The 26,199-nt window shown below is 65.1% G+C and carries 22 protein-coding genes; 5 read left to right on the forward strand and 17 right to left on the reverse strand.

Annotated features, from left to right (window positions below):
- Positions 1-71: 71 nt before the first annotated feature.
- The 11 genes from pdeM to AC3IQ7_RS23030 all read right to left on the reverse strand — a co-directional run bounded on the left by pdeM (position 72) and on the right by AC3IQ7_RS23030 (position 15,390).
- Positions 72-761, reverse strand: a complete 690-nt coding sequence (gene pdeM, locus AC3IQ7_RS22980; protein WP_489207406.1) for a ligase-associated DNA damage response endonuclease PdeM — start codon at positions 759-761, stop codon at positions 72-74.
- Positions 758-3,223: a ligase-associated DNA damage response DEXH box helicase gene (locus AC3IQ7_RS22985; RefSeq protein WP_489207407.1), complete on the reverse strand. Its 2,466-nt coding sequence runs from the start codon at positions 3,221-3,223 to the stop codon at positions 758-760. Before AC3IQ7_RS22985 ends, pdeM begins: the two co-directional genes overlap by 4 nt.
- Positions 3,220-4,860, reverse strand: a complete 1,641-nt coding sequence (locus tag AC3IQ7_RS22990; protein WP_489207408.1) for an ATP-dependent DNA ligase — start codon at positions 4,858-4,860, stop codon at positions 3,220-3,222. The genes AC3IQ7_RS22985 and AC3IQ7_RS22990 overlap by 4 nt, the downstream gene beginning before the upstream one ends.
- Entirely contained in the window at positions 4,853-5,884 is a 1,032-nt protein-coding gene (locus AC3IQ7_RS22995; protein WP_489207409.1) for a ligase-associated DNA damage response exonuclease, read from the reverse strand. The genes AC3IQ7_RS22990 and AC3IQ7_RS22995 overlap by 8 nt, the downstream gene beginning before the upstream one ends.
- Positions 5,885-5,973: 89 nt before the next feature.
- Positions 5,974-7,644, reverse strand: coding sequence for a RecQ family ATP-dependent DNA helicase (locus AC3IQ7_RS23000; RefSeq protein WP_489207410.1), 1,671 nt, complete (start codon positions 7,642-7,644; stop codon positions 5,974-5,976).
- Positions 7,645-7,755: 111 nt separating this feature from the next.
- Positions 7,756-8,154 carry an MAPEG family protein gene (locus AC3IQ7_RS23005; RefSeq protein ID WP_099379124.1) on the reverse strand — a complete coding sequence of 133 codons (399 nt, stop codon included), beginning with the start codon at positions 8,152-8,154 and terminating at the stop codon, positions 7,756-7,758.
- A 48-nt stretch (positions 8,155-8,202) separates the two neighbouring features.
- On the reverse strand, positions 8,203-11,601 hold the full coding sequence (locus AC3IQ7_RS23010; protein ID WP_489207411.1) for a hybrid sensor histidine kinase/response regulator: 3,399 nt from the start codon (positions 11,599-11,601) through the stop codon (positions 8,203-8,205).
- Positions 11,598-12,722, reverse strand: a complete 1,125-nt coding sequence (locus tag AC3IQ7_RS23015; protein WP_099379122.1) for a hybrid sensor histidine kinase/response regulator — start codon at positions 12,720-12,722, stop codon at positions 11,598-11,600. The genes AC3IQ7_RS23010 and AC3IQ7_RS23015 overlap by 4 nt, the downstream gene beginning before the upstream one ends.
- A gap of 106 nt (positions 12,723-12,828) precedes the next feature.
- On the reverse strand, positions 12,829-13,437 hold the full coding sequence (locus tag AC3IQ7_RS23020) for a chemotaxis protein CheB (protein ID WP_489207412.1): 609 nt from the start codon (positions 13,435-13,437) through the stop codon (positions 12,829-12,831).
- Between the two features lies 1 nt (position 13,438).
- On the reverse strand, positions 13,439-14,272 hold the full coding sequence (locus tag AC3IQ7_RS23025) for a CheR family methyltransferase (RefSeq protein ID WP_489207413.1): 834 nt from the start codon (positions 14,270-14,272) through the stop codon (positions 13,439-13,441).
- A 131-nt stretch (positions 14,273-14,403) separates the two neighbouring features.
- On the reverse strand, positions 14,404-15,390 hold the full coding sequence (locus AC3IQ7_RS23030; RefSeq protein ID WP_489207414.1) for an aldo/keto reductase: 987 nt from the start codon (positions 15,388-15,390) through the stop codon (positions 14,404-14,406).
- 91 nt (positions 15,391-15,481) lie between these two features.
- Here AC3IQ7_RS23030 and AC3IQ7_RS23035 point away from each other — a divergent pair, with 91 nt between their 5' ends.
- Together AC3IQ7_RS23035 and AC3IQ7_RS23040 are read left to right on the forward strand one after the other, a co-directional pair.
- A complete protein-coding gene (locus AC3IQ7_RS23035) occupies positions 15,482-16,372 on the forward strand; it encodes a LysR family transcriptional regulator (RefSeq protein ID WP_489207415.1) in 891 nt (296 codons plus the stop codon).
- Positions 16,373-16,439: 67 nt separating this feature from the next.
- Positions 16,440-16,949, forward strand: coding sequence for a GAF domain-containing protein (locus tag AC3IQ7_RS23040; RefSeq protein ID WP_489207416.1), 510 nt, complete (start codon positions 16,440-16,442; stop codon positions 16,947-16,949).
- Here the strand turns inward: AC3IQ7_RS23040 and AC3IQ7_RS23045 are convergent, their stop codons facing one another.
- Together AC3IQ7_RS23045 and AC3IQ7_RS23050 are read right to left on the reverse strand one after the other, a co-directional pair.
- Entirely contained in the window at positions 16,950-17,537 is a 588-nt protein-coding gene (locus AC3IQ7_RS23045) for an O-methyltransferase (protein ID WP_489207417.1), read from the reverse strand. It abuts the gene before it with no gap.
- Positions 17,538-17,569: 32 nt separating this feature from the next.
- Complete coding sequence (locus AC3IQ7_RS23050; protein ID WP_489207418.1) at positions 17,570-18,460, reverse strand: DMT family transporter; 891 nt, start codon at positions 18,458-18,460, stop codon at positions 17,570-17,572.
- 101 nt (positions 18,461-18,561) lie between these two features.
- Between AC3IQ7_RS23050 and AC3IQ7_RS23055 the strand changes: the two genes are divergently transcribed.
- Both AC3IQ7_RS23055 and AC3IQ7_RS23060 read left to right on the forward strand, forming a co-directional pair.
- A complete protein-coding gene (locus AC3IQ7_RS23055; RefSeq protein WP_489207419.1) occupies positions 18,562-19,341 on the forward strand; it encodes an AraC family transcriptional regulator in 780 nt (259 codons plus the stop codon).
- Positions 19,342-19,421: 80 nt separating this feature from the next.
- Entirely contained in the window at positions 19,422-21,884 is a 2,463-nt protein-coding gene (locus tag AC3IQ7_RS23060; RefSeq protein ID WP_489207420.1) for a tetratricopeptide repeat protein, read from the forward strand.
- Here the strand turns inward: AC3IQ7_RS23060 and AC3IQ7_RS23065 are convergent.
- From AC3IQ7_RS23065 to AC3IQ7_RS23080, 4 genes are all read right to left on the reverse strand, one after another.
- On the reverse strand, positions 21,881-22,528 hold the full coding sequence (locus AC3IQ7_RS23065) for an FABP family protein (RefSeq protein ID WP_219327531.1): 648 nt from the start codon (positions 22,526-22,528) through the stop codon (positions 21,881-21,883). The genes AC3IQ7_RS23060 and AC3IQ7_RS23065 overlap by 4 nt on opposite strands.
- A gap of 78 nt (positions 22,529-22,606) precedes the next feature.
- The gene (locus tag AC3IQ7_RS23070; protein WP_489207421.1) at positions 22,607-23,131 is read right to left on the reverse strand and encodes a hypothetical protein; all 525 of its coding nucleotides are present in this window, start codon (positions 23,129-23,131) and stop codon (positions 22,607-22,609) included.
- A 2-nt stretch (positions 23,132-23,133) separates the two neighbouring features.
- Positions 23,134-23,937, reverse strand: coding sequence for a type I methionyl aminopeptidase (gene map, locus AC3IQ7_RS23075; protein ID WP_100874007.1), 804 nt, complete (start codon positions 23,935-23,937; stop codon positions 23,134-23,136).
- Between the two features lie 17 nt (positions 23,938-23,954).
- Positions 23,955-24,554, reverse strand: coding sequence for a TetR/AcrR family transcriptional regulator (locus AC3IQ7_RS23080; protein WP_046685830.1), 600 nt, complete (start codon positions 24,552-24,554; stop codon positions 23,955-23,957).
- A gap of 111 nt (positions 24,555-24,665) precedes the next feature.
- On the opposite strand from AC3IQ7_RS23080, the gene AC3IQ7_RS23085 reads away from it, so the two are divergent.
- Positions 24,666-26,180 carry an AMP nucleosidase gene (locus AC3IQ7_RS23085; RefSeq protein ID WP_070221052.1) on the forward strand — a complete coding sequence of 505 codons (1,515 nt, stop codon included), beginning with the start codon at positions 24,666-24,668 and terminating at the stop codon, positions 26,178-26,180.
- Positions 26,181-26,199 lie beyond the last annotated feature (19 nt).

The following is a 26,199-nucleotide window of genomic DNA, read 5'->3' on the forward strand; positions in this document are numbered from 1 at the left end:
AGCGCATGTAGGATGAGTCCCGCCCACGGTGGCGCAGTTACTTTCAGTTTTCCACCAAAAGTACCAGACACTCAGCAGTTAGCAGGCAGCGGGAAAATTGCCGCGTCCGCCGTCACATACACGCGCTCGCCAACGGCGGGCCGCACCGCATGGCCGCCCGTGAACGCGCCAAACGAAGGCAAGATGGCGCGCTGCTGGCCCAGCAGGAAACACGGCAGGCGCAAGCCGCCTCCATATCGTCCCGTCCCTGCTGCGCGCAAGTGAAACACGGGATGCACGTGACCGGCCAGTACATAGCCGGGCGCGACGGTATCCGGGTGATGGCAGAACGTCAGCTTGCCCACCTGGTGCGGTTCATCGACCATGCGTATCCCCAGCGCGGCGGCCGGATCGCCCGCATGCGCATCGTGGTTGCCGCGCACCACCGTCAGACGCACGTCCGGATGGCGCGCGCGCCAGGCCAGCATGGCGGCCACGGTGGCGGGCGCATGCGCGGCGCGCGCGTGCAAGAAATCGCCGAGAAAAACGATTTCCCCGCAGGCGTAACTGGCCAGCAAGGCGTCGAGCGCCAGCAGGTTTTGCGTGGTGGTGCCGCGCGGCACGGGCACGCCCAGTGCGCGGAACGCGGCCGCCTTGCCGAAATGAATGTCGGCGATGACCAGCATCCTGCGCGCGGGCCAATACACGGCCTTGTGCGCCAGCAGCCATAGCATCTCGCCGGCCAGCTCCACCACGCAGTGCGCTTGCTGCGGCCCGCTCATGCGGCCGCCTTTTCCAGCGCGCTGACCAGCCGCGCCACCCGGTCCGACAATTTTTCCGTCGTCAGCTGTTCGCGGAAGCGCTCGACCATCAGACCGAAGGCAAAGGGCGACGCCCGCGCCAACGGCTGCAGGGAAATGCGCCGTCCATGCAGCTCGCGCAAGGTGGCGCGCAAGCGCGTCAGTTCCAGTTCCTGTTCCAGCACTTCGCGCTGCGCCTGCGTGAGCAGCAAATTGGCCGCATCGTGCTTGCGGAACACCTCGAAAAACAGCGAAGACGAAGCCTGCAACTGGCGCGCGCTTTTCGGCTGGCCCGGATAGCCCTGGAACACGAGGCCGGCGATGCGGGCAATTTCGCGGAAGCGCCGCTGCGACAATTCCGTCGCGTTCAGGCTGGCCAGCACGTCTTCCAGCAAGTTGTCCGTGCTGAACAGGGCAATACCGGCGCCGCTGGCGGCCGTCAACAGCGGCGCAAAATCGACATCGTCCGCGCCCAGCAATTCAAAGCCGTAATCGTTGACGGCGATCGACAAGGTCGCCGGCTGCACGCGCGCGATGCGGTAGGCCACCAGGGACGCCAGACCCAGGTGTACGGAGCGTCCCGCAAACGGATACACGAACAAATGATGGCCTTCGCGGCTGGACAGGGTTTCCAGCAGCAAGGTCGCGCGCGTGGGCAGGCTGGACCATGCCTGCTGGATGGCCAGCAGCGGCGCCAGCGCGCGCATTTCCGGCCCGCTGGCCTTCCCATCTTGCGCCAGCTGCAACTGGTCCAGCACGGCATGCGCCAGTTCCGACGACAGGGGCATCTTGCCACCCTGCCAGCGCGGCACTGCGCCGCGGCTGCCCGTGGCGCGCCGCACGTAGGCCGTCATCTCGTGCACGCGCACGAATTCCAGGATGCGCCCGCCAAACAAAAAATGGTCGCCCTGCTTCAGGCGCGCGATGAACGATTCCTCGATGCTGCCGATGCGCGCGCCACCGAGGAACTTGACCTGGATCGCCGCCTCCGAGACGATGGTGCCGATGCTCATGCGGTGGCGCCGCGCCAGGGCCACATCCGGCACGCGATACACGCCCGCCTCATCGGGCAGCACGCGCCGGTATTCCGGATACACGGTGAGGCTTTGCCCGCCGCGCGCGACGAAGTCGAGCGCCCATTGCCATTCGTCCAGGGTCAGGTCGCGGTAGGACCAGGCCGCGCGCACTTCCTCATACAATGGGCCCGACTGGAAACCGCCGCCCAGGGCGATCGTCACCAGGTGCTGCACCAGCACGTCGAGCGGCTTGTCCGGCACGGGCCGCGCTTCCAGCTGGCCCTGCGCCAGGGCAGTGCGGGCAGCAGCCGCTTCCAGCAATTCCAGGCTGTTGGTGGGCACCAGCGTGACGCGCGAGATGCGCCCCGGCGCGTGGCCGCTGCGCCCGGCCCGTTGCACCAGGCGCGCGATGCCTTTCGCGCTGCCCACCTGCAAGACCCGTTCGACGGGCAGGAAATCGACGCCCAGGTCCAGGCTGGAAGTGCACACGACGGCTTTCAGCTCACCCGATTTCAAGTGCTGTTCGACCCACTCGCGCACTTCGCGGTCCAGCGAACCGTGGTGCAGGGCGATCAGTCCCGCCCAGTCGGGGCGCGCATCGAGCAGATGCTGGTACCACAGCTCGGCCTGCGACCGCGTATTCGTAAACACCAGGGTGGTGTCGCTGCCCTCGATTTCGGCGATCAACGGTTGCAGCATCTGGATGCCCAGGTGGCCACCCCAGGGAAAGCGCGTAGGGTTGACGGGGATCAAACTGTCGACGAGGATGCGTTTTTTAATTTTCCCTTCCACCAGCACGCCGGCGTTTTCCTCGCCCAGCAAGACATCCTGCGCCTGCCGCAGATTGCCCAGGGTGGCCGACAGGCCCCACGTCATCAATGCGTCATTCCAGCGGCGCAAGCGGGCCAGCGCCAACTGCACCTGCACGCCGCGCTTGCTGCCCATCAATTCATGCCACTCGTCAACGATCACGGTTTCCAGCAGGCTGAAACGTTCCCGGGCATCCGCCTGGCTCAGCATCAATGACAGACTTTCCGGCGTGGTCACCAGCACGTCGGGCCAGGCTTTCGCCTGCCGCGCCCGCTGCGCGGCGCTGGTATCTCCGGTGCGCGCCTCGATGCGCCAGCCGGGAGCGAGGTCGGCGCTAGAGCCTTGCAGGGCGCGCACGGTGTCGGCCGCCAGCGCCCGCATGGGCGTGATCCACAACACGCGCAAGCCCTGTTTTTTACCTTTGCGCGCCAGCCGCTCGGCGCGCAGCAAGGCGCCAAACCAGACGGCATACGTCTTGCCGGAACCCGTGCTGGCATGCAGCAGACCGGATTGCCCTTGGGCGGCGGTGCGCCAGACGGCGCGCTGGAACGGGAACACGGACCAGTCGCGTGCGGCAAACCACGCGTCGATGCGCTGCGCCAGCGCGCTTTTGCTCATGTGGCCTGGGCCAGCATGGCCTTCAGGGTGGCCAGCGTATCCGCCTCGGCGATGGCCTTGTCGTCACGCCGGCGCAGGATGCGGGGAAAGCGCACGGCGATGCCCGCCTTGTGGCGGCTGGACGCGGCGATGCCTTCGAAGCCGATTTCGAACACCATGGTCGGCTGCACGCTGCGCACGGGGCCGAATTTTTCTATCGTCGTCTTGCGGATGGCGGCGTCCACTTGCGCGATCTCGGCATCCGTCAAGCCCGAATACGCCTTGGCGAACGGCACCAGCTTGCGTTCCCCGCCACCTTCACCACCCTCCTCATCCCAGACGGCGAACGTGTAATCCGTGTACAGCGACGCGCGCCGGCCGTGGCCCGCCTGGGCGTAGATCAGCACGGCGTCGACGGCATACGGGTCGATCTTCCATTTCCACCACGTGCCCACGTCTTTCGTGCGGCCCACGCCATACGCGGCTGACACGGCCTTGAGCATCAAGCCTTCCACGCCGCGCGCCCGCGATTCGCTGCGGATGGCCGCCAGCGCATCCCAGCTTGCCGCCTCGATGCGCGGCGACAGACGCAGCGCGGGAGCATTTACCTGGGCCACCACGCTTTCCAGCAGCACGCGGCGTTCCAGCTGGGGCAGCTGGCGGACATCGACGCCATCCATTTCCAGCACATCGTAGGCCACCAGCACGGCGGGCAACCCGGCCAGCAGCTTGGGCGACACGCTCTTGCGGCCCATGCGTTGTTGCAAATCGGCAAATGGCGCCGGCACGTCGCCCGGCTGCCAGACGAGGATTTCCCCATCGAGCACGGTCCCCTCGGGCAAGGCCAGTTGCGCCAGTTCGGGAAAGCGCTCCGTGATCAATTCCTCGCCGCGCGACCACAGCCAGTTCACGCCCTCGCGGCGCAGCAGCTGGGCGCGCATGCCGTCGTATTTCCATTCGGCCAGCCAGCCGCCGATGTCACCGAGCGTCTCCGGCCCCGTCTGCAAGGGGTGCGCGAGGAAAAACGGATACGGCTGGCCGCCGCGCAGCGCATGTTCTCCCTCCGACTGCGCGGCGATCAGTTTGAGAAAGCCCGCGCCCGTGGGGCTGACCTTGCCATCCGTCCAGCCCATCAGGCGCTGGGCGATCAGCTTGCTGTCGACGGCGGCGATGGAGGCCAGCGCGCGCGTCACCAGCAGTTTTGACACGCCCACGCGAAAGCCGCCGCCGATCAGTTTGATCAACAAAAAACGTTCGCGCGTTTCCAGCTCGTCCCAGTAGGCCAGCAAGTCGGCGCGGATGGTGTGGGGCGCCGCGCCGCGCAACGGTGCGATGCGCTGCTCGACCCACTCGGCCAGGCCGATGTCGCTGCGTCTGGCGGGCGCGGGCAGGATCAGGGCGATGGTTTCGGCCAGGTCGCCCACGGCGTGATAGGCCTCGTCGAACAGCCAGGCGTCCAGGCCCGCCCGCTCGGTCGCGTACTCGCGCAGCAACTTGGTGGGCACGGCCTGGCGCGGCTTGCCGCCGGCCAGGAAATACACGGCCCAGGCCGCATTCTCGGGCGAAGCGCCGCGAAAATAGGCTTGCAGGGCCGCCAGCTTGCGACTGGTGGACGTGGTTTCATCGAGTTCCGCGTACAGCCGGGCAAAGTCACGCATGGGGCGCTGCCTCCTGCTGTGCAACTACGCTGTCTTCCGCCTCGTCGTCGCCATATTCCGTCTCGAAGCCGCCCGCCTGCCAGCCGTTCTGCTGCAGCCAGCGCACCATCACGGGAATCGAGCCATGCGTGACGATGATGCGTTCAGCCTGCGTGGCCTGGATGGCTTGCATCAGGCCGGGCCAGTCGGCATGGTCGGACAGCACAAAACCCCGGTCCACGCCACGCCGCCGGCGCGCGCCGCGCAGCAGCATCCAGCCGCTGGCGAACGCATCGCTGTAGTCGCCGAAACGCTTCATCCACGGCGAGCCGGCGGCCGACGGCGGCGCGATCACCATCGCCGTCTTCAGGGCCGCCTTGTCCGTGACGTCGCCCACCATCACGGTGGCGGGCAAGGCCACGCCGGACTCGCGGTAGACCTGCGTCAAGGCCTGCGCCGCGCCATGACAGATAATGGGGCCGATGGTGGCGTCGAGTCCCGCCAGGATGCGCTGCGCCTTGCCGAAGGCATAGCAGAACAACACGCTGGTGCGCCCTTCGGCCGCATTCCTGCGCCACCACTGATTGATGTCGTCAACAACGTCCTGCGGCGCCTGCCAGCGGTAGATGGGCAGGCCGAAGGTCGATTCCGTAATAAAAGTATCGCAGCGCACGGGCTCGAACGGTGCGCAGGTGGGGTCGGGCTGCAGCTTGTAGTCGCCGGACGCCACCCACACTTCGCCACCGTGCTGCATGCGCACCTGCGCCGAACCCAGCACATGGCCGGCCGGATGCAGCGACACGTGCACGCCGTGGTGTTCGATGCTGTCGCCATACGCGAGGCCCTGGATGGAAACGGCGCCCAGGCGCGCGCGCAACACTTGCTCGCCGGCAGCGGCGCACAAATAATGCCGGTGCCCGACACGCGCATGGTCGGCGTGCGCGTGCGTGATGATGGCGCGCTCGACGGGGCGCCACGGGTCGATGTAGAACTGACCCGGCACACAATACAAGCCTTCCTTGCGCACCACAACCATGTCTGCCATGCCCTGCTCCCTGCGTTAAAAAAGCGCGTTGGAATGGGCTGATTCTAGCGCGCTTGCGCCAGATCACTGTTCGACAGCGCACCATGGCTTCATGCGGGCACGACGAATTCCGCCATGAAGGTACGCGTGGTGTCTTCCGGAAAGGCAATGGTGACCTGGTCGCCCGCCACGGACAGCACGGTGCCAATCTGGTAGCGGGGCACGCGCACGCGGCTGCCGACGGCGATCTGGGGTACCGGCGCCGGCGCAGGTACTTGGCCAGGCGCCGGCGGCAACTCGACCAGGGTGATGGGCGCTGCCAGCGCGGGCGGCGACTGGCAATTGTCGCAGCTGCAGCAGCGCTCGAAATCGCCGGCATCGCCAAAGTAATCGAGCAGCGGTTTCCAGCGGCACAGGCCACTTTGCGCATACGCCACCATCTGCTCGAGCGCCTGTTTGTCGCGCTCCTGCTTGTCGACATAGATTTGCGCCAGTTGCGCATACGGGGGCGCGGCGGCCGACGGCGCTGTCAAGCGGTAGCCCAGCTTGCGGTCCTGGCGCAGCAGCTTGCCGTCTTTCAACAGTTTCAGGCATACCTTCAAGTGGCCGTCGGAAAACTCGGGCAGGCTGGACGCCAGTGCAGCGAAAGCAAACGTGGCTGGCAATTCTTGCGCTACCGCAATGATGGCAGCCAGTTCACCTTCCGTGGGATAGTGCTTGGCCAGGAAAAACTGCTGCACCCGCTTGTCTTCCTGGAAATACAGCAAGGTGCAATCGGCGGGCAAGCCGTCGCGTCCCGCCCGGCCCGATTCCTGGTAGTACGCTTCCAGGTTGGCAGGCACCTGCAAGTGGATGACGAAGCGCGTGTCGGGCTTGTCGATGCCCATGCCGAAGGCGTTGGTGGCCACCATGATGCGGCGTTCGCCATTCATGAACAAATCCTGGTTGTGCTTGCGCTCGCGCGCCGCCAGCTTGCCGTGGTAGCACGTGACGCTCTCGCCCAGTTCCTCCAGCCGCGCCGCCAGGTCCTCGACGGCCTTGACGGTGGCCGCATACACGATGCCCACGCCTGGTGTCTCGCGCAGCAGGCGCAAGGCGGTATCCTGTTTTTCTGCGGCATTCGTCACCTGGATCACGCGGTAGCGTAAATTGGCGCGGTAGATGCCGGTATTGATGACCTGCAGCTTGCGCGCTTCCAGCTGCGTGTCGATATCGTCTATCACTTCCCCGGTGGCCGTGGCCGTCAGCGCCAGCACGGGCGGACGGCCCAGCGCGCGCAAGGCGGCCGCGATGTCCAGGTAGGCGGGCCGGAAGTCGTGGCCCCACTGGGAAATGCAATGGGCTTCATCGATGACGACCAGGCTGGGCGGCGCGCTGGCCAGCAGCGACAGGAACTCGGGCGTCGCCAGGCGTTCCGGCGTGCAAAAGATGATGAGCCTGCCGCCCTGGCCGATACGGGCGATGGCCTCATCCTCTTCCGCGCGCGACAGGCTGCTGTTGAGCTGCACGGCCGTGATGCCCAGTTCGTGCAGCTTTTCCAGCTGGTCTTTCATCAGCGAAATCAGCGGCGACACGACCAGAGTGGCACCCGGCAACAGGGCGGCAGGCAGCTGGTAGCACAGCGACTTGCCGCTGCCGGTGGGCATGATGGCCAGGGTGTCGCGCCCGGCCAGCACGCTGTCGATGACTTCCTGCTGGCCCGTGCGCAGCCGCGCCACGCCAAAGACCGTGCGCAGCAGGCGCTGGATGTGTCGACCAGACTTGTACACTGAAGCATGCATTATTGCCGTCCCGAAAGTAACACTGCCGGCGCCCCTGCGCCAAGGTGCAGTTACTTTACGGCCGGGCCTGGCGCACCGCCATAGGACGGGCGCCACAGCCGGCGTAGGACTTCAGGAAGTAAAGAGGATGGCCCAGAACAGCATCAGCAAGCCGGCAATCGACACGCACCACACGAGCGTACGCACGACGGGCACGCCGAACGCGTACAGCGGTAAATACAGCACGCGCGCGGCCAGGTACAGGGCGGCACCGTACAGTGTCAGCGCGCTTTCCTGCGCCGTCACGTGGGCAATCAGCACGGCGGCGGCGAACAGGGGCAGGGTTTCGAACAGGTTCGCCTGGGCCCGCCGCAAGCGGCCCGTGATCTTGCCGACGGGCGGCCCGTCGCCGTCGCGCGCGCTCACGTTATAGGCCGTGCCTGTCTCGCGCGTGCGAAACAGCGCGGGCAGCAGGATTTGCACCAGCGCCAGCACCAAAGTACAAGCCAGCATCGTCAGTTCAGGGGTCATGTCTTACCTCTGCGGGTGAGACAGGCAAGCCGTGCCGGCGCATGCCCGTCAGGGTTGGTCGAGTGCCGCTTGCAACTCCATCAAATCATAGGGCTTGCGCAAGACGCTGGCGGAAAAGCCCAGCTCATCCATCGATTCCTTGCCATAGCCGGTGGAAAAGATGATGCGCATGTCCGGTTTCTCGCGCAGCACCATGCGCGCCAGCGCGATGCCGGACATGCCGGGCAGGCTGACATCCGTAAACAGGATATCGAAGTCTTGCTCGTTGAGCAATTCCCACGCCGCCTCGCCATCGGACACGCCGCTCACCGTGTGGCCCAGCATGCCCACCAGTTCGCATACCATCAGCTGGGAATCGAGATTGTCTTCCACCACGAGTATCTTCATGGATGTCGGCATGTCCCCCTGCGGTTCTGGCGCATGCCCCGTCAAGTCCAGCCCCGGCGTGCCGCCCCCCAACAGGCTGGCCGCCGTGCTGCCGCTTGCCAGCGTGCCGGCCACCGGCGCACCGGACCGTTCAAACTGGCGCGCACGCATTTGTTGCTGACGGTTGGCCAGCACATGGCGCAGCTTGCGCGCCAGCTCTTCGCGCCGGTATGGCTTGCTGAGCAATTCCACGCCCGCGTCGAGCCTGCCTTCGTGCACGATGACATCCTGTGCGTAGCCCGAAGTAAACAAGACGGCGATATCAGGCTGCAATTCGCGCGCCTGACGCGCCATCTCCGTGCTGCTGACGGGACCGGGCATGATCACGTCCGTAAACAGCAAGTCTATCTGCGCACCGCTGTGCAGCACGGCCAGCGCGCTTTCGCCATCCTCGGCCTTGAGCACCTGGTAACCGAGCGCACCGAGCATATCGACCACAGTGGTGCGCACGCCCACGTCATCTTCCACCACCAGCACGGTTTCCGTGCCGCCCGTGACGACGCCGCTCAATTCCAGTTCCTCGTCCGCTTCCGCCATCAGGGAACGGGGCAAATAGATTTTGACTCCCGTGCCCACGCCAGGTTCACTGTAGATGCGGATATGGCCGCGGCTTTGCGTGACAAAGCCGTACGCCATCGACAAGCCCAGGCCCGTGCCCGCGCCTTCCGGCTTGGTCGTGAAGAACGGCTCGAAGGCCCGCTGCAGCACGGGGCCGCTCATGCCACGGCCCGTATCGGTCACCGACAGCATCACGTACTGCCCGGCCGGCACGTCGACCAGGTTGTGCACATACTGTTCGTCGAGCACGACGTTGCCCAGCTCGATGGTCAGCTTGCCCACGCCATCCATGGCATCGCGCGCATTGATGGCCAGGTTGAGGATGACGTTCTCGATCTGGCTGCGGTCGACCAGGGTATTCCACAGTCCGCCGCCGCCCACCAGCACGATGTCGATCGCTTCACCCAGGGCGCGCCGCAGCAGCGCATCCATGTTGCGCACCACGCGCGCCAGGTCGGCCACCACCGGTTGCAGCGGCTGGCGCCGCGCAAACGCCAGCAGGTGCGACGACAGCTTGGCGCCCCGCTCGACGGCAGCGATCGCCGTGTCCAGGCGCTGGCGCATGAGGCCATCCGTGCCCGCCAGGTGCTGCAACAAATGCAAATTACCGGAAATGATTTGCAGCACATTATTAAAATCGTGCGCGATGCCACCCGTCAGCTGGCCCACGGCTTCCATCTTTTGCGCCTGGCGCAAGGCGTCCTCGGCCTTGGTGCGCTCGTTGACTTCCTGTTCGACCCGGTGTTCCAGCGTTTCGTTCAATTCATGCAGCGCTTTTTCCACGCGGCGCCGGTCCGTGATGTCCGTCTTGACAGCGATCAAGGAACGCGTATGACCCTGCTCATCGACCAGGCGACTGACATTGCTCGACACCCACACTTGCGAGCCATCGGGCTTCAGGTAGCGTTTTTCCAGCGAGAACGACTCGCCCGTTTCCACCAGGCGCTGGAACAGCACGCCGTTGCCGGGCACATCCGCCGGATGCATGATGTCGTTCATGTTCAGGCTCAGCAATTCTTCGGCGGAACGCCCCAGCATGCGGCACAGGGCGCCATTGACGCGCTGGAAACGGCCATCGAGGCCCAGCTCGGACAAGCCCACCGAAGCCTGGCCGAAAATGGCGGCCATGCGCTCCTGGCTGGCGTTGAGTTCATCCTCGATCTGGCGCCGCTCCGTCACGTCGAACGACACGCCCACGTAGCGGCGCTGGCCCGGTACGCGGCCCGCCACCACCTCGCCCTGGCGCGCGATCCACCGCAGCGCGCCATCGGCGGGACGGCGGATGCGGTATTCCACGTATTCGAGGGGATTGGGCGTCAGGTCCAGCTTGCTCGGCCCGACCTTTTGCTGGTCGCGCGCATCGACCAGGCTCACCAGCAGGCGTTCCGTCACCTCCACCTCGTCGGCAATGCCCCACAGGCGGCGGAAGGTGGGCGATACCAGCATCGCGCCCGTCTCGGGGAACCATTCGAAGGTGCCAATGCCACCGGCCTGCTGGGCCAGGCGCAAACGCTCCTCGCCTTCCATGCGCTCGGTAACGTCGATGCCTTCGACGAGGATGCCCGTGACCACGCCCTCGTCATCCTTGATGGGCTGGTAGACGAAATCGATCTGGCGCTGGCCCGTCTGCCCATCCGCCGTCTGCAAATCCACTTTGACCTGCCGCCCCTCGTAAGGTTCGCCCGTGCGGTAGACCTGATCCAGCAGCGCGATGAAGCCTTGTTCCTTAACTTCGGGCAAGGCTACTTCGACTGTCTTGCCCAGCAGATCGCGGTGCCCTACCAGGCGCAGATAATGCTCATTCGCCAATTCGAACACGTGCCGCGGTCCGCGCAGCATGGCCATGAAGCTGGGCGCCTGCTGGAACAGGGCACGCAACAGCGCGCGTTCCTCGCCCAGGCGGCGGTTGGCCGCGCGCACGGCCTCGCTCTCGGCTTGCAAGGTGGTGTTGAGTTCGCCCAGTTCGGCCGTGGCCAGCTTCAGCTGACGCCCCTCCTCCATGCGCGCCGTCAATTCCAGCGCCGTGCACAGCACGCCATCCACCTGGCCGCCGGCGCCATGCACGGGAGCGTAATACAGGTCGAAACAGACATCCGCGCGCTGTCCGTCGCGCAACAGCGGCAGACAGCATTCGCGGTGCACCTGGGTCTCGCCGCGCAATCCCGCTTCGAGGATGCGCGCGTTCCAGTCCCAGATTTCGGGCCAGACGGCCGGCACCGTAGCGCCCAGCGCCGCCGGATGGCGCGCCCCGGCGATCTGGATGTAGTCGTCGTTGTAAATCATCACGTGCTGCGGCCCCCACATCAGCACCATCGCCATCGGCGAATTGAGGACGATGTCGACGCTGGTGCGCAAATTGGCCGGCCAGCCATCGAGGGCGCCCAGGCTGGTGGCGGACCAGTCGCGCTGGCGCACCAGCTCGCCCATGCGGCCGCCGCCGCGCGGCCAGGCTGGCGCGCTCATGTGGCCAGTCCCGCTTGCACGCGCACCTGGCACTGGCGCGGGATGCGCACGGTCGCCAGCGTGCCCTGCGTGGCCGTCGAACTGAGCTCGACCGTGCCGCCGTGGGCCTTGACGAACATATTCACCGTGTACAGGCCCAGCCCCAGACCCTGCCCCGTCCTGCGCTTTTCGCCTGCCTGCTGGAACGGCTCGAACAGGGTCGGCAGCAGGGCGGCGGGGATGACGCCGCGATTGGCGATGCGCAACTCAATGCTGTCCGCAGCACGCCCATCGAGGGCCAGCTGCACCGGCGTGCCCGCCTCGCCATGCGTGAGAGCATTGCATAACAGATTCGAGATGACTTGCGACAGCAAGCCCGCATCGCATTGCCCGCGCAGCTCGCCCACACTGCTGACTTCGACCCGCGGGACCTGGCCAGCCGTCTCGAATTCCTCGACGATGGCGCGCGCCAGTGCCAGGTAGTCGTGCGTGCTGCTGCGCAACTCCATCGTGCCGGAACGGATGCGCGCCAGGTCCAGCAACTGGTCGACCATGCGCGCCATGCGCTTGGCGCTGCTTTCGATACGCTGCGCCGTGACGATCACCTTCGGGTGGTCGCTCATCATCGGCAACAGCATGGCACCGTTCATCACCACCGACAGGGGCGTGCGCAAGTCGTGGCCCAGCACGGCCGTGAACAGTTCATTCAGGTGCAGGGCATGCTTGAGCTCGTCGAGCTGAGCCGACAATTCGCGTTTCTGCTGGTACAACTGGACCAGCACGGCGACCTTGCTTTGCAAGGCCTTCACGTCGATGGGCTTGTACAAAAAATCGACGGCGCCCGCCTCGTAGCCACGGAAACTGTAGCTCGGTTCGCGCGACGCCGCCGTGAGGAAAATCAGGGGAATGCTGCGCGTGCGTTCGCTGCCGCGTATCAGCTCGGCCAGTTCAAAACCATCCATCTGGGGCATTTGCACGTCGATCAGGGCCACTGCGACCTCGTGCGTCAACAGCAATTCCAGCGCTTGCGCGCCCGAGCTTGCCTTCAGGATGACAATACCGGGCCGTGCCAGCACGGCTTCGGCGGCGACCAGGTTTTGCGCGATGTCGTCAACGACGAGAATATGGATAGGGGCGGTCACGGATCAGTCTTCAGGCATCGCAACGGCAAGATGCCATCGTGTTTCGATATGGACATAAACATTGTTTCAATTCTCACATATATTACACGCACTGCACTATTCCCATTCACTTGTGTTCGTCATCGCCGAGCAATGCCAGGCTGGCAGCCATCTGCGGCAAATCGAGCACGCGGTCGGCGCCGGCCCGCTTGAGCGCGGCGGCCGGCATGATGCCACAACTGGCCCGCTGCGGATCTTGCACCCAAGCACCGCCTCCCAGCTGCCGCACGCGCGCCAGGCCCGCCGCGCCATCGGCCGAGGCACCTGTCAGGATAATGGCCAGCATGGCGCGCCGGTAGGCGTACGCTGCTGTTTCCAGCAAGACATCGATGGACGGGCGCGAAAAATACACGGGTGCTTCCTGCGACAGGGAAAAACAGCCATCGGGTTCGACTTGCAGGTGGTAATCAGGTGGCGCGAAATACACGGTGCCCCCCTGCAAGGGCTCCTTGTCCTGCGCTTCGCGCAAGGGCAGCGCGCAGCGTGCCGCATACAGATGCGGCAACTGGCTCGAGCGGCCCGGCGCCAGGTGCAGCACCACCACCACGGCGGCGCGGCAGGTGGCGGGCAAGGCGCGCAGCACGATGCCCAGCGCTTCCACGCCGCCAGCCGAGGCGCCGATGGCGATCAGGCGCAGGCCGGCAGGCGGCGGCGCCACGTCGCAGGTCGGCAGCATGTCAGGCACGCTGGAAGATGCGTTCAGCCGGGCTCAGCTCGTTGAAGCTGGCCGCATGGCGGCTGAAATGCAGGCTTTCCTTCATGCCCAGGCCCAGGAAGCCCCGGTTCACCAGCGCTTCGTGGAACAGGCCCAGGCTGCGATCTTGCAAGTCTTTATTGAAGTAAATCATGACGTTACGGCAGGAAACCATGTGCACCTCCGAAAACACGCTGTCCGTCGCCAGGCTGTGGTCGGCGAAGACAAACTGGCGCCGCAAGCGCCGCTCAAAGATGGCGCCCTTGTAGGCGGCCGTGTAGTAGTCGGACAGCGAACGCTTGCCGCCCGCCAACTGGTAATTCTCGCTGAACTGGGCGATGCGCTCGACTGGATAGATGCCCGCTTCGGCGGCGGCCAGCGCTTCCACGTTGATGTCCGTCGCGTAAATCATGCTGCGTTCAAGCAAGCCTTCCTCTTCCAGCAAGATGGCCAGCGACCACACTTCTTCGCCGCTGCTGCAGCCCGCCACCCAGATCTTGATGGAAGGATAGGTATGCAGGATGGGCACGACTTTTTCGCGCAAGGCGCGGAAATAGGCGGGATCGCGGAACATCTCGCTCACTTGCACCGTGAAAAACTGCAACATCTGCGCGAACATGGCTGGCTCGTGCAAGATGCGGTCCTGCAATTGCGACAGGCTGGCGCAGCCGAAGCGCTCCATGGCCTGGCGCATGCGCCGGCGCAGCGACGCCACCGAATAATCGCGGAAATCGTGCTGATATCTCAATAAGATTCCCTCAAGCAACAATTTCAGTTCTATATCGAAAATATCGTCCTCTAACAACATCCACCTCATCGGATACCTGACCATTGAACGCGGTGCAATACGCACCGCGTAGTCACGGCCAAATGCTAGCAGATCGTCGCCGATTATCCCGCAGGAAAAGCTTCAGTTAGGTACGCTGGCGTACACTCACGCGTCTTTTTTCAGGCATCCAAGCCCTTCATGCCCTCCTCCGTATAACGCGCGCCCGCCGCCATGCCCAAGGGAAAGGCCGCGTTCATCGCCGCCAGTTCGGCACCGTCCAGCCGCACGGTCAGCGCGCCGAGGTTGTCGTGCAGATACGCAATGCGCTTGGTGCCGGGGATGGGAATGACGTCGTCGCCTTGCGCCAGCAGCCAGGCCAGCGCCAGCTGGGCCGGCGTGCAGCCTTTTGCGCGCGCAATATCCCTGACCTGCGCGACGATGGCCTGGTTGCGCGCCAGGTTATCGGTAGCGAAGCGGGGATTGAACTGGCGAAAGTCGCCCGCGTCGAGACTGGCCGCATCGGCAATGGCGCCCGTCAGGAAACCGCGCCCCAGCGGGCTGTAGGCAAAGAAACTGGCGCCCACGTCGCGGCAGGCGGTCAGCACCCCCTGCTCCGGCTCGCGCGTCCACAGCGAGTATTCACTCTGTACGGCCTCCACGGGGCAGATCGCCGCCGCGCGCCGCAAGGTGGCGGCGCTCACTTCGCACAGACCGACGGCGCGGATCTTTCCCTCTTGCCGCAGTTGCGCCAGCGCGCCCATCGATTCTTCCAGTGGCGTCTCCAGGTTCAGGCGGTGCAGATAGAACAGGTCGATGCTCTCCACGCCCAGGCGCGCCAGCGACGCGTCGCACGCCTGGCGGATGGTGGCGGGGGAATTGTCGACGCGGCGCGCATAGCTGCCCGCCTCGCGCGCCAAGCCGCATTTGGTGGCGACCAGGGCCTGGCCGCGATGGCGCGCCAGGAAACGTCCCAGCAATTGCTCGTTGTGGCCGAAACCGTAGGCATCGGCCGTGTCGAACAGGGTCACGCCCGCCGCCAGCGCCGCTTCCAGGGTGGCCAAGGACTGCGCCTCGTCCGTGGCGCCATAAAATTCCGACATGCCCATGCAGCCCAGGCCCAGTGCCGAGCTGGTCAAGCCGCTATTGCCGATCCGTCGTTGTTGCATGTTGATCTCCCTCAATCGTTGATGTCAATGCGGCCAGTCTAGGCCGCGCCGGCTGGCGGGGGAATGCGCGATTTCGTGATACCTTTCTGGTATGAGAGTCCTCGATACCCATGCCCTGACACTGTTTTGCGCCGTCGCCCGCTGCCTGAATTTCCGCCAGGCGGCGGAGCAGTTGCACATGACCCAGCCGCCCCTGTCGCGCGCCATCAAGGTGCTGGAAGAGCGGCTGGGCGCGCGCCTTTTCGAGCGCGACACGCAGGGCGTGGCCTTGACGCAAGCGGGACGCACCCTGCTGCCACAGGCCTTGCACATCCTCGATTTGCTGGAGATGGCGCAAGCGTCGCTGCGGCAAGACAGCGCGCCCGCGCGCCTGCGCCTGGGCTTGACAAGTTCCGTGGCGGCCGGCCTGTTCCGCCCGCTGCTGGCGGCGCTGGAAGAGCAGCTACACGATGTGCGCCTGGAACTGACGTCCGCTCCCTCGCCGCGCCTGGTCGCGGCCGTGCGCAAGGGCCAGCTCGATGCGGCCCTGCTCGCGCTACCCAGCGCCACGTTCGAACTGGCCGTGCAGCCGCTGGCGCGCCAGCCCATGATGCTGGCCCTGCCCGCCGGGCACCGGCTGGCGAAAAAGCGCAAGCTCAGCTTGGCCGATATCGCCCAGGAATCCGTCTACTGGTTCGAACGGGCGCGCCAGCCTGCCTTTTTCGACCATTGCCAGCAAGTATTTCGCCGGCATGGCTTCGCCCCCGTCTTCCTGCGCGAAGCGCCCGACCATCATGTGCTGCTCGGCGATGTGGCGGCCGGCAAGGGCATGGCCCTGCTGGCCGACTCCTTCCGCGCGTTGCGCCTGGCTGGCGTGGCCTACCGGCCATTGGTGGAGGGAAAGGAATTGGCGGCCGGCATCGGCCTTGCCTGGCGGGAAGATCACGGCCATGCAGCCCTGCCCCTGCTGCGCCAGCTGGCGGTGGAACATCTGCAAAAGTGAACGCCGCACGCGGACAGGCCAGACGCGCTACCATAACGCCTTCCCCATTTTGCGCGCCACCACGACCATGACGTTTACCATCAGCGACGCCGCCTACGGCACCGATACCCCAGAAGCCAAGCAAGCCATGTATGCGGACTTGCGCTCGCAGCTGCAAGGCTTGCTGTCAGGCGAGACCGATTTCATCGCCAATACGGCCAACTTCAGTTCGCTGGTCTTCAATACGATGCCGGGCCTCAACTGGGCCGGCTTTTATTTCATGAAAGGCGAGGAACTGGTGCTGGGGCCGTTCCAAGGCAAACCGGCCTGTATCCGCATCAAGAAGGGCCGCGGCGTGTGCGGCACCACGGTGGTCGAAGGCAAGTCCATCGTCGTGCACGATGTGCACGCGTTTCCTGGCCACATCGCCTGCGACGTCAATTCCCGCTCGGAACTGGTGGTGCCCGTGTTTGCGCACGACCAGATCATCGGCGTGTTCGACCTCGACAGCCCCCTGATCGGCCGCTTCGACGAAGTCGACGCGCAAGGCGTCGAATCCTTGGTGCGCGTGCTGGAAGCGGCTATCGTTGCTGAATAACTAGTTGCCTGCCTTGACGGCGATGAATTCGCCCTTGCCGACGGTGGCCAGGCACGTCGTGTAGCGGCTGTCGGCGCGGATGGCCTCGATAAAACCGGCCATGTCCGCGTAGTGCGAACTGGCGTTGTCGACCACCAGCACGCCGCCGGCCGCCAGCACGCGGTCCAGCTGCGGCCACCATTGCGCGTATTGCTGGCGCGCGGAATCAAGGAAGATGAAATCGTAGGCGCCGTCCGCCGCATCGCGCAGCACGTCGCCCGCGTCCGCCAGCAGCTGGCCGATTACGCCCTGCAATTGCGCGCGTACAAAGTTGGCATGCGCCATGTCGAACTTGTCCTGCGCCTTTTCCACCGTCACCACTTTGCCGCCCAGCGCCTGCACGGCGCGCGCCAGCCACAGGGTGGAATAGCCGTTCGAGGTGCCGATTTCCAGCACCCGCCGCGCACCGCGCGCGTGCACCATCACGGCCAGCAGCTCGCCCGTGTCGCGCGTGATGTTGAGCATGCGGCTGGCCCGCTCCGCATGCGCCGCATCGTTGCTGCTGCCAAATGCTTCCAGTTCGCTCAACAGGGTATCAATGTCCGGCATGATGGCTCCTTGTTCAAAACACCAGCATAGCACTAGGCGCTGGCGCGGCGCAGCGGACGTTTCAGATATTGCACCATCACCACGCCCAGCAGGGTCACGCCGCCGCCGATCACGTCATAGCTGTGCAAAGTTTCACCGAGGAACAGCATGGCGATGATCACCGTGAACACGGGCAGCAGATTCATCAAGGTCGTCGCGCGGCTGGGCCCCAGCTTGGCCAGGCCGTGCATCCACAGGAACGGCGCGATGATGGACGCGGGAATGCCGGCAAACAGCACCAGCGGCAAGCCGGCGCTGGTGACGGGCGGCGCGGACTGGCTCAGGTAATACACGAACAGCACGGGCACGGCGCACCAGACCTGGATCAGCAGCGAGTGCCAGTTATTCAGGGGAATCTTCCAGCGCTTGAGCAGCACGCCATAGCCCGCATACGACAGGCACGCCAGCAGCATCAGGGCATCGCCCACGGCCGCGCCATGGGCGAGCAAAGCGGCCGGGTCGCCATGGCTCAGCAAGTAGCCAAGTCCCAGCAGCGACACGAGGCCGCCAAACACGCCGCCCACGGTGGGCGCTTCTTTCAACAACAATACGGATAGGCCCACGGCCAGCAGCGGCATCATGGACGCCAGGATGCCCATATTGGTAGCCGTCGTCGTTTGCGCGGCGATGTAGGCGAGGCACTGGTACATGACCATGCCCAACATGCCCAGCACAAACAATTTGCCCAAATACGGTTTCACCACGGCCCGCTGCTTCCACACGGCGCGGCCAAACACGAGCGCCAGCAGCACGCCGGCCAGCAGCCAGCGGTAGAACGAGATGGCGGCCGGATCGATCACGCCGACAGCCATCTTGCTGACGATGGTATTGATGGCCCAGATCAGCACGGCGATCACGGGTAACAGATAGTGTTTCACTTGCATGCGGCGTACTCCATTATTCAAGACCGCCATTTTCGCATGGTCCGATTCCATGGATATAATCCATATCGGACAATCGATGCGAAGAACAGGACAAAGACACCATGGCCAGCAACCAGCATTTCCCCGCCGTTTCCGACGCCCTGCCCTATCCCGTGTACTTTCGCCTCGACGATTACCACGCGCACCAGCAATTCGATTACCAGAGCCATCCGTGGGGCCAGCTCACGTATTGCTCCACGGGCGTGATGGAAATCATGGTGGCGGGACAGCGCTATCTGTCGCCGCCCCAGTACGCCGTGTGGATACCGCCCGAGACCTTGCACGATGGCTATATCCGCCAGGATGTCGTATTTCACTCGGCCTACATCGACGCCAGCCTGTGCGCGCAGTTGCCGGCGCAGCCGTGCGCGCTGGTATTGAGTCCCTTGCTGAAAGCCATACTCGGCGACTTTGCCGAACGGGGCGTCACCACGCCCGCCACCGAAGCCGACCAGCGCCTGGCGCAGGTGCTGGTGGACCAGTTGCAACTGGCGCCGTGCAGCCGCAACTACCTGCCCGGCAGCGACGAACCCGTCATCGCGGCGCTGCTGGCCGCCCTGCAGGCGGAACCGGGCAGTAACCGCTCACTGGCGGAGTGGGCCGCGCAGCTGCACGTGACCGAGCGCACCCTGGCGCGCCGCTGCCAGCGCGAACTGGGCATGCCGTTCGGCGAATGGCGCCAGCGCCAGCGCTTCCTGGCCGCCCTGCCCCTGCTGGAACAGGGAGACACCGTGCAGGCCATCGCGCTGGAACTGGGCTACAGCACGGCCTCGGCCTTCATCGCCATGTTTCGCCGCCAGAGCGGCGGCACGCCCGACCAGTTCCGCCGCGGCCTGCGCTGAAAAGCGGATCCGCTTTGTCATGGTTTGTCATATGGGGATGCTAAAATTCAAACATCTTTCCAGAGAGCAAAAGGACGCGCATGAACCCCAGCACCGAGACGACCCATGAAACCCCAGGCAGCGAGGATGCGCCGCAGGTGACGGAGACGGTCGTGACGGCGCCAGCGCCCATCCAACTCGACAAGGAAGAGATACCCACGGTGCTGGGCAAGCTGCGCACCCTGGTGCAGGACAAGACACGTTTCGAACCGCACGACATCACGCCGCTGGACGAGGAAGACGTGCTGCAGGAATTCTCGCTGCAAGCGAACTACGCGCTCGAGGCGCGCTTCGAGCAGCGCGTCATCAATGGCTATTTCACGCCGGCGGGCAATGACTGCCGCTGTGGCTCGCACGAGGTGGGAGCGCTCGCTCACGCGCAGGAAAAGGAACGGCTGCGCCGCGCGGCGGGCAAACTCGACAATGCCTTGCGCCAGGCAGGCCAGGCCTACAACGGCATCGAAGCGGGCGTCTACCTGCCGCACGCCGTCAAGTACTGGCACCTGGACACCTGCAGCAACTGCACCGGCAAAGGCCGCATCGGCTGCCACACCTGTTATGGCGCGACGACGGAAACGTGCTGGAGCTGCCACGGCGGGCGCACCGTCAGCTGCGACGCGTATGGCTGCTACGGCAGCGGCAAGGTGTCGTGCTCGTATTGCAGCGGCAGCGGCACGGTGTCAGAACAAGTCACCGACTACGTCACGGTGCAAGTACCCACTACCACTTACAGCAACGGCAGCTCGCACACCAGCTACCACAGCGAAACGCGCGCCCAGTACCGCACCGAATACCGCTCTTGCTACCATTGCAGCTACGGCAAGGTCAGTTGCAGCACCTGCCACGGTTCCGGCAGCATCAATTGCGGCACCTGCCGCGCCAGCGGCAAGGTGACGTGCCGCACCTGCAGCGGCGTGGGCGACTTGCGCTGCAACCCGTGCGACGGTTCCGGCAAGGTGGGCAAGGCGGCCTGGGTCGACGTGCACGTGACACCAGGCTACAGTGTCAGCCTGCCCAAGCAGGCGCCCGACGACGCGCGCCGTATCCGCGACAAGGAGAGCGTGCACTCACTGGCCGCCATTGCCAGCAGCCTGGGCCTGGCGAAAGTGAGCATTTACAATGAAGACCAGCCGCAGGAAGTCGACGCCCTGTATGCGGGCAAACTGCGCATCGTGCGCCTGGACGCATCGTGCAACACCGAAAAGCACCACCTGGTGGCGTACGGCACGGATCTGCGCTGGCTGACCCTGGACGACATCGTGGAAAAGCTGCTGCGCGGCGACCTCAAGGCGCTCAGCGATGCGCTGGCCGGCAGCGCCGACGACGGCCTGTTCTCGGCCCACGTACAGGGTTTGCTCACGCCGCTGCGCGACGTGGCCGCCTCGGAACTGAATGCGGACGTGATTGAATCGGTGCTCAGCGGAGTAACCGACCACGCGCACGTCGATGTCGTTTCCGCCGACTATGCCAACAATGTGCGCACCTGCGTGCTGGGCGCCTTGCGCCAGGTCTACACGCGGCTGGCCAAGCAATTCTGGTGGAAAAGCGCGCTGGCCGCCCTGGCCGCCGCCATCGCCACGTGGTTTTTCGCCGGACGCGGTGCGGCCGCCGTCGCCGGCTTGCTCGTCACGGGCGCCGGCTACTGGCTGTTCAACCGCAAGGTGAAAAACGTGCTGAGCGAAGCGCTGGGCGGCGAACAGCAGGCGGAACGGGCCATGGGCATCGCCGGCAAGGGCCGCCGCAACCAGCTGGCGCACGTGCTGATCCTCGCGCCCGCCAGCCTGGCCGTGCTGGCCGCCAGCTATGGCTTGCCCGTGCGCGTACGCCCGGCTGCTCCACCGCCGCAAACGGCCATGGCATCGGCGCCCGTCGCACCGCATGCGCCAGCCACCGTGCCGCAGGATGCCAGTAGCACCAAGGCCGTCAAACTGTATGAAAATGGCGACAAGGCGCAGGCGCTGGCCATGCTGGAAAGCCTGGTCGGCAAGGGTGACGCGGGCGCGTATGGTCTGTATGGCTGGATGCTGCTGATGGGCGAAGGCAAACCCGGCCCCATCACCGCGCCAACGGCGCAGCAGCGCGCAGCGCGCCAGCTGGCCGCCAAGCCGCTGATCGGCAAGGGCCTCGTGAAAAACGACAGTTATGCGCTGACAGCGAAAGGCGTGATGCTGGCCGAAGGCTGGCAAGAGCCGCGCAACATGGCGCGCGGACTCGACCTGCTGAAACAGGCCGCGAACAAGGGCAATGCGCAAGCCATGCACTTGTTGGGCCTGTACCACGTGCGCGGCTACCAGATCCCCGTCAACCACAAGGAAGCGCGCAAATGGTTCACCCTGGCCGCCGACAAGGGCAGCGCGGGCGACATCTACAACCTGGGCCTGATGGACTGGGAAGGTGCGGGCTTGAAACGCCCCGACCGCGCCAGCGCCATGCAGCGCTGGAAGATCGCCGCCGCAATGGGCGAGGAACGCGCGATCAAGGCCGTCGCCCAGGGGCAGCCTTAAGCAGCCGCCGCCAGCGCCTGCAAGGCCATCGGGTTCGGCGTCGGCTCGGCGACTTTTGTCAGCAGGTTGCGGTCCGTGTGGTGGAATGGTTCGTCCTTGCCGCGGATCAGCATGACCGTGTCTTCATCGTAGCCCCACGTGCCATCGGCGTGGATATCGACCTTGATGCGATATTCGACGGTGGTGAACGCGTGTTCGAGGAAAGGGTTCGAGCAGATGCCGTAGGCCGTCGAATCGCGCTTGGCCACCAATTCGAAACTGGTGGCGTCCGCCGTCGTCGTGCCGGACGCCATGGCGATCTGGCCGCGCGGGATGGCCAGGGTCTGGATCACGGCGCCCGTGGCCGGTTCCCACAGCCAGTAGCCGACCTGCTCATGGTACGTCTTGACCTGGTCCGGCTTGGTGATGTGGATGTAGTAGCGCAAGCCGTAGAACAGTTGCGGGCCGTTGGTGACGGGGTCGATCGGCTGCAGTTCGATGCGCTCGACAAAGGCCTGCTTGCGTGGGCCATCCGCTTTCGGCTTGACGTCCAGGCCGCGCGTGCCCGTCCAGATGCCAGCCATGCCCGTCAAGGGACCCAGGTTGTTCAGGGTGTGCACGTCGGCGGACGGCTCGGTGTAGATATCTTCGGGAAAATCGCTCATGCGGAAGTCTTCAAAATGGGGCAACAGTGCTTGCCGCCATTGTAAGACGCGCGCCTCCCGGCGGCAAAGCGCCAGCCGTCAGGGAAACTGCGTAGTGTGGCGCTCGATGAACAGCAGGGCCGCTGTCGCCAGCGCGAGGCGCTGCGTTTCAAACACGGCTTCATCGCGCGTTTGCAGCAGATTGGCGGCCACTTCGGGCAGGTCCAATCCGCCGGCGATGAATGCCGCCACCGCGTCGATATTCGCGTATAGGGCGCTGTCGAAGCCTTCCCAGTCCACATAGGCCAGCCACTCGGCCAGCAGCACCATGCCGGCGACGGGCGGCGCCAGGGCCGCGATGCGCTCGGTGCGCAGCACGCTGTCGCTGCGGATGCCTTCGTGCTGCAGCACGGCCAGCGCCACGTGTTGCAGCGCGTCTTCCGGATCGCGCCGGTATTTGTTCAGCAGGCGCTGCGTCAGTGTATGGCGCTCGATGTCGATGCCGCGCAGGGCGGCCGCCACGTCGTCGTCATGCAGCGCCAGGTGGCGCGCCGCGCAAGCGACATCCACGCCGGTTTTCGCGGCGACGATATCGATGAGCTGCTGCCGGCGCGCGTCATCCATGCTTACACCAGCGGCTCGGTCGAACCGGTCAGGGTGAAGATTTCAAAGCCCGTTTCCGTCACGGCCAGCGAGTGCTCGAACTGCGCCGACAGCGAACGGTCTTTCGTCACCGTCGTCCATTTGTCGGGCAAGACCTTGACCTGGTAGCTGCCCACGTTGAGCATCGGCTCGATGGTAAAAATCATGCCCGGTTCGAGCACGATGCCCGTGCCGGCGCGGCCATAGTGCAGCACTTGCGGCGTGTCGTGGAAGACCTGGCCCACGCCATGGCCGCAGAAGTCGCGCACGGAGGAAAAGCCCTGCGCCTTGGCCACCGCTTCGATGGCGGCGCCCACGTCGCCCAAAGTCGCCCCCGGACGCACGGTGTGGATGCCTGCCATCATGGCGTCATACGCCGTGTTGACGAGGCGGTTGGCGAGAATGGAGACAGCGCCCACCTTGAAGGTGCGGCTGGTGTCGCCGAACCAGCCCTGGAACTTCGGCGTCACGTCGATGTTGAGGATATCGCCCACTTTCAGTATCTTGGTCTCGGACGGGATGCCGTGCGTGACCACGTGATTGACGGAGATGCAGCTGGCGTGCTTGTAGCCGTGGTAGTCGATGGTGCCCGGAATGGCGCCGGCGGCGCGCATGAATTCTTCGCACAGTGCGTCGAGCTTGGCCGTCGAGACGCCCGGTTTCACGAAAGGCGCGATGTAGTCGAGCGTGTCGGCGGCGATGCGGCCGGCCGCGCGCATGCCGATGAAACCTTCTTCGTCGTGCAGGGGGATTTTCTTGCCGTGTTCAAGCTGGGTGGAATAGCGCATGGGGATTCTTTTCTTTGTTAGTGTGATGTGGTGTGGGCGGCCCAGCCGCGCACGGCGTCGTGCGAAGCGCGCAGCATGGCGTCGACGCTGGCCGGTATCGGCCGCTCCTGGGTCAGGTAAGGCTTGACGACGGCCACGGGGGCGTCGATCAGAACGAATTTGAGCAGCATGTGGTCGAGGTCCAGCTCCGTGGTGGCGGGCATGGCTTCGGCGCAGCGGACAAAACAGGCGTCGAGCGCGGCCTGCTCTTCTTCGACGGCGGCCAGCAATTCCTCGCTGAGGCCATTGCTGAAATCGGGGCTGTCCGCGCATTGCAGCAGGAAGCGTGCATACACGGGCTTGCGCCGGCACCAGTCCAGCAAGCCGTGCACGCCGGCCCAGGTGTCGCCACCAAGCCAGCGGCTGGCCACTTCCTCGCGGAAGTCGCTCTTCACGCGCAGCCAGGCGCGCGCCAGGATGGCGTTGCGCGAATCGAAGCGGTGATACACGGAACCGATGGGCGCACCGGCCTTGACGGCGATGGCGGCCATCGAGACGGCACCCACGCCACATTGGGCGGCGACGGCGATCGCGCTGTCGATGAAGTTGTTTTCGTTGAATTTAGCTAGTCTGACCATTCAAATAGAATACAGATTCTATTTGAATCCGTCAAGCGGCCCCAGATGCGCCGACAAGAGTTGCCCCGCTGCCTTACAATGGTATGCACGAACCGCTAAAGGAGAATCCGCTTGCTTACGCCCCCCTTCATCGCCTCCTCCCGCTTCGACGATCCACGCCTGGCGCTGGAACAAGTACAAGCCATTTACCGCAGCAGCATCGAACACTTGCGCGATGCGCTGCAGCGCTTTGTCGCCGGCGAAGACATGCACGAGCGCGTGCGCGCCTGCTACCCCTTCGTGCGCATCCAGACGGACACCGTGGCGCGCGCCGACTCGCCGCTGGCCTATGGTTTTGTCGCCGGCCCCGGCGTGTTTGAAACCACGCTGACGCGCCCCGACCTGTTCGGCGACTATTACCTCGATCAATTCACCCTGCTGCTGAAAAACCATAACAGCGGCCAGAAGGTGCACCTGGAAGTGGGCGTCAGCGCCCAGCCCATTCCCGTGCATTTCTCGTTCGCCGAGCATGACCATATCGAAGGCAATATGGATGCGGGCCGCCGCCTGGCCATGCGCGACCTGTTCGACCTGCCCGACCTGTCGGCCATGGACGACGGCATCGCCAACGGCACGCACGAACCGGCGCATGGCGAAGCGCAGCCGCTGTCGCTGTTCACGGGCCCGCGCGTGGATTATTCGCTGCAGCGCCTGCGCCATTACAGCGGCACATCGCCGCAGCATTTCCAGAACTTCGTGCTGTTCACCAATTACCAGTTCTACATCGACGAATTCATCCGCCTGGGCCACGCCATGATGGACCGCGCGCCCGATGCGGCCGCACCCTCGGACGACGATGGCTACGTCGCCTTTGTCGAACCGGGCAACGTGGTCACGCGCCGGGTCGGCCAGACGGTCGAGAGCGAGGATGCGCTGGGCGCCGCGCCGCCGCGCCTGCCGCAGATGCCCGCCTACCACCTGCTGCGCGCGGATGGCAGCGGCATCACCATGGTCAATATCGGCGTCGGTCCCGCCAATGCGAAAACCATCACCGACCATATCGCCGTGCTGCGTCCGCATGCCTGGCTGATGCTCGGTCATTGCGCCGGCTTGCGCACCACGCAAAGCCTGGGCGACTACGTGCTGGCGCATGCGTATGTGCGCGAAGACCACGTGCTCGACGAAGATTTGCCGCTGTGGGTGCCGATCCCGCCGCTGGCGGAAATCCAGCAGGCGCTGCAAACGGCCGTGGCGGAAATCACCCAGTTGACCGGGCATGATCTGAAGCACATCATGCGCACGGGGACCGTGGCCAGCACGGACAATCGCAACTGGGAACTGCTGCCGCAGCGCACGCCGGAGCGCCGTTTCAGCCAGAGCCGCGCCATCGCGCTGGACATGGAAAGCGCGACGATTGCCGCCAACGGCTTCCGTTTCCGCGTCCCTTACGGCACCCTGCTGTGCGTCAGCGACAAGCCGCTGCACGGCGAAATCAAGCTGCCCGGCATGGCCAACCACTTCTACCGCGAACGGGTCGACCAGCATCTGCGCATCGGCATCCGCGCCGTGGAATTGCTGCGCCGCCAGGGCGTGGACCGGCTGCATAGCCGCAAATTGCGCAGCTTTGCGGAAGTGGCGTTTCAGTAAGCCAACGTTATCGCTGGGC

The organism is Janthinobacterium sp. GL_088, from assembly GCF_057837845.1.

What these genes read in the sequence shown, in the direction of transcription:
- pdeM (WP_489207406.1), bottom strand. Translation starts at nt 761, where the DNA reads ATGAGCGGGCCGCAGCAAGCGCACTGCGTGGTGGAGCTGGCCGGCGAG.
- AC3IQ7_RS22985 (WP_489207407.1), bottom strand. Translation starts at nt 3,223, where the DNA reads ATGAGCAAAAGCGCGCTGGCGCAGCGCATCGACGCGTGGTTTGCCGCA.
- AC3IQ7_RS22990 (WP_489207408.1), bottom strand. Translation starts at nt 4,860, where the DNA reads ATGCGTGACTTTGCCCGGCTGTACGCGGAACTCGATGAAACCACGTCC.
- AC3IQ7_RS22995 (WP_489207409.1), bottom strand. Translation starts at nt 5,884, where the DNA reads ATGGCAGACATGGTTGTGGTGCGCAAGGAAGGCTTGTATTGTGTGCCG.
- AC3IQ7_RS23000 (WP_489207410.1), bottom strand. Translation starts at nt 7,644, where the DNA reads ATGCATGCTTCAGTGTACAAGTCTGGTCGACACATCCAGCGCCTGCTG.
- AC3IQ7_RS23005 (WP_099379124.1), bottom strand. Translation starts at nt 8,154, where the DNA reads ATGACCCCTGAACTGACGATGCTGGCTTGTACTTTGGTGCTGGCGCTG.
- AC3IQ7_RS23010 (WP_489207411.1), bottom strand. Translation starts at nt 11,601, where the DNA reads ATGAGCGCGCCAGCCTGGCCGCGCGGCGGCGGCCGCATGGGCGAGCTG.
- AC3IQ7_RS23020 (WP_489207412.1), bottom strand. Translation starts at nt 13,437, where the DNA reads ATGCTGCCGACCTGCGACGTGGCGCCGCCGCCTGCCGGCCTGCGCCTG.
- AC3IQ7_RS23025 (WP_489207413.1), bottom strand. Translation starts at nt 14,272, where the DNA reads ATGAGGTGGATGTTGTTAGAGGACGATATTTTCGATATAGAACTGAAA.
- AC3IQ7_RS23030 (WP_489207414.1), bottom strand. Translation starts at nt 15,390, where the DNA reads ATGCAACAACGACGGATCGGCAATAGCGGCTTGACCAGCTCGGCACTG.
- AC3IQ7_RS23035 (WP_489207415.1), top strand. Translation starts at nt 15,482, where the DNA reads ATGAGAGTCCTCGATACCCATGCCCTGACACTGTTTTGCGCCGTCGCC.
- AC3IQ7_RS23040 (WP_489207416.1), top strand. Translation starts at nt 16,440, where the DNA reads ATGACGTTTACCATCAGCGACGCCGCCTACGGCACCGATACCCCAGAA.
- AC3IQ7_RS23045 (WP_489207417.1), bottom strand. Translation starts at nt 17,537, where the DNA reads ATGCCGGACATTGATACCCTGTTGAGCGAACTGGAAGCATTTGGCAGC.
- AC3IQ7_RS23050 (WP_489207418.1), bottom strand. Translation starts at nt 18,460, where the DNA reads ATGCAAGTGAAACACTATCTGTTACCCGTGATCGCCGTGCTGATCTGG.
- AC3IQ7_RS23055 (WP_489207419.1), top strand. Translation starts at nt 18,562, where the DNA reads ATGGCCAGCAACCAGCATTTCCCCGCCGTTTCCGACGCCCTGCCCTAT.
- AC3IQ7_RS23060 (WP_489207420.1), top strand. Translation starts at nt 19,422, where the DNA reads ATGAACCCCAGCACCGAGACGACCCATGAAACCCCAGGCAGCGAGGAT.
- AC3IQ7_RS23065 (WP_219327531.1), bottom strand. Translation starts at nt 22,528, where the DNA reads ATGAGCGATTTTCCCGAAGATATCTACACCGAGCCGTCCGCCGACGTG.
- AC3IQ7_RS23070 (WP_489207421.1), bottom strand. Translation starts at nt 23,131, where the DNA reads ATGGATGACGCGCGCCGGCAGCAGCTCATCGATATCGTCGCCGCGAAA.
- map (WP_100874007.1), bottom strand. Translation starts at nt 23,937, where the DNA reads ATGCGCTATTCCACCCAGCTTGAACACGGCAAGAAAATCCCCCTGCAC.
- AC3IQ7_RS23080 (WP_046685830.1), bottom strand. Translation starts at nt 24,554, where the DNA reads ATGGTCAGACTAGCTAAATTCAACGAAAACAACTTCATCGACAGCGCG.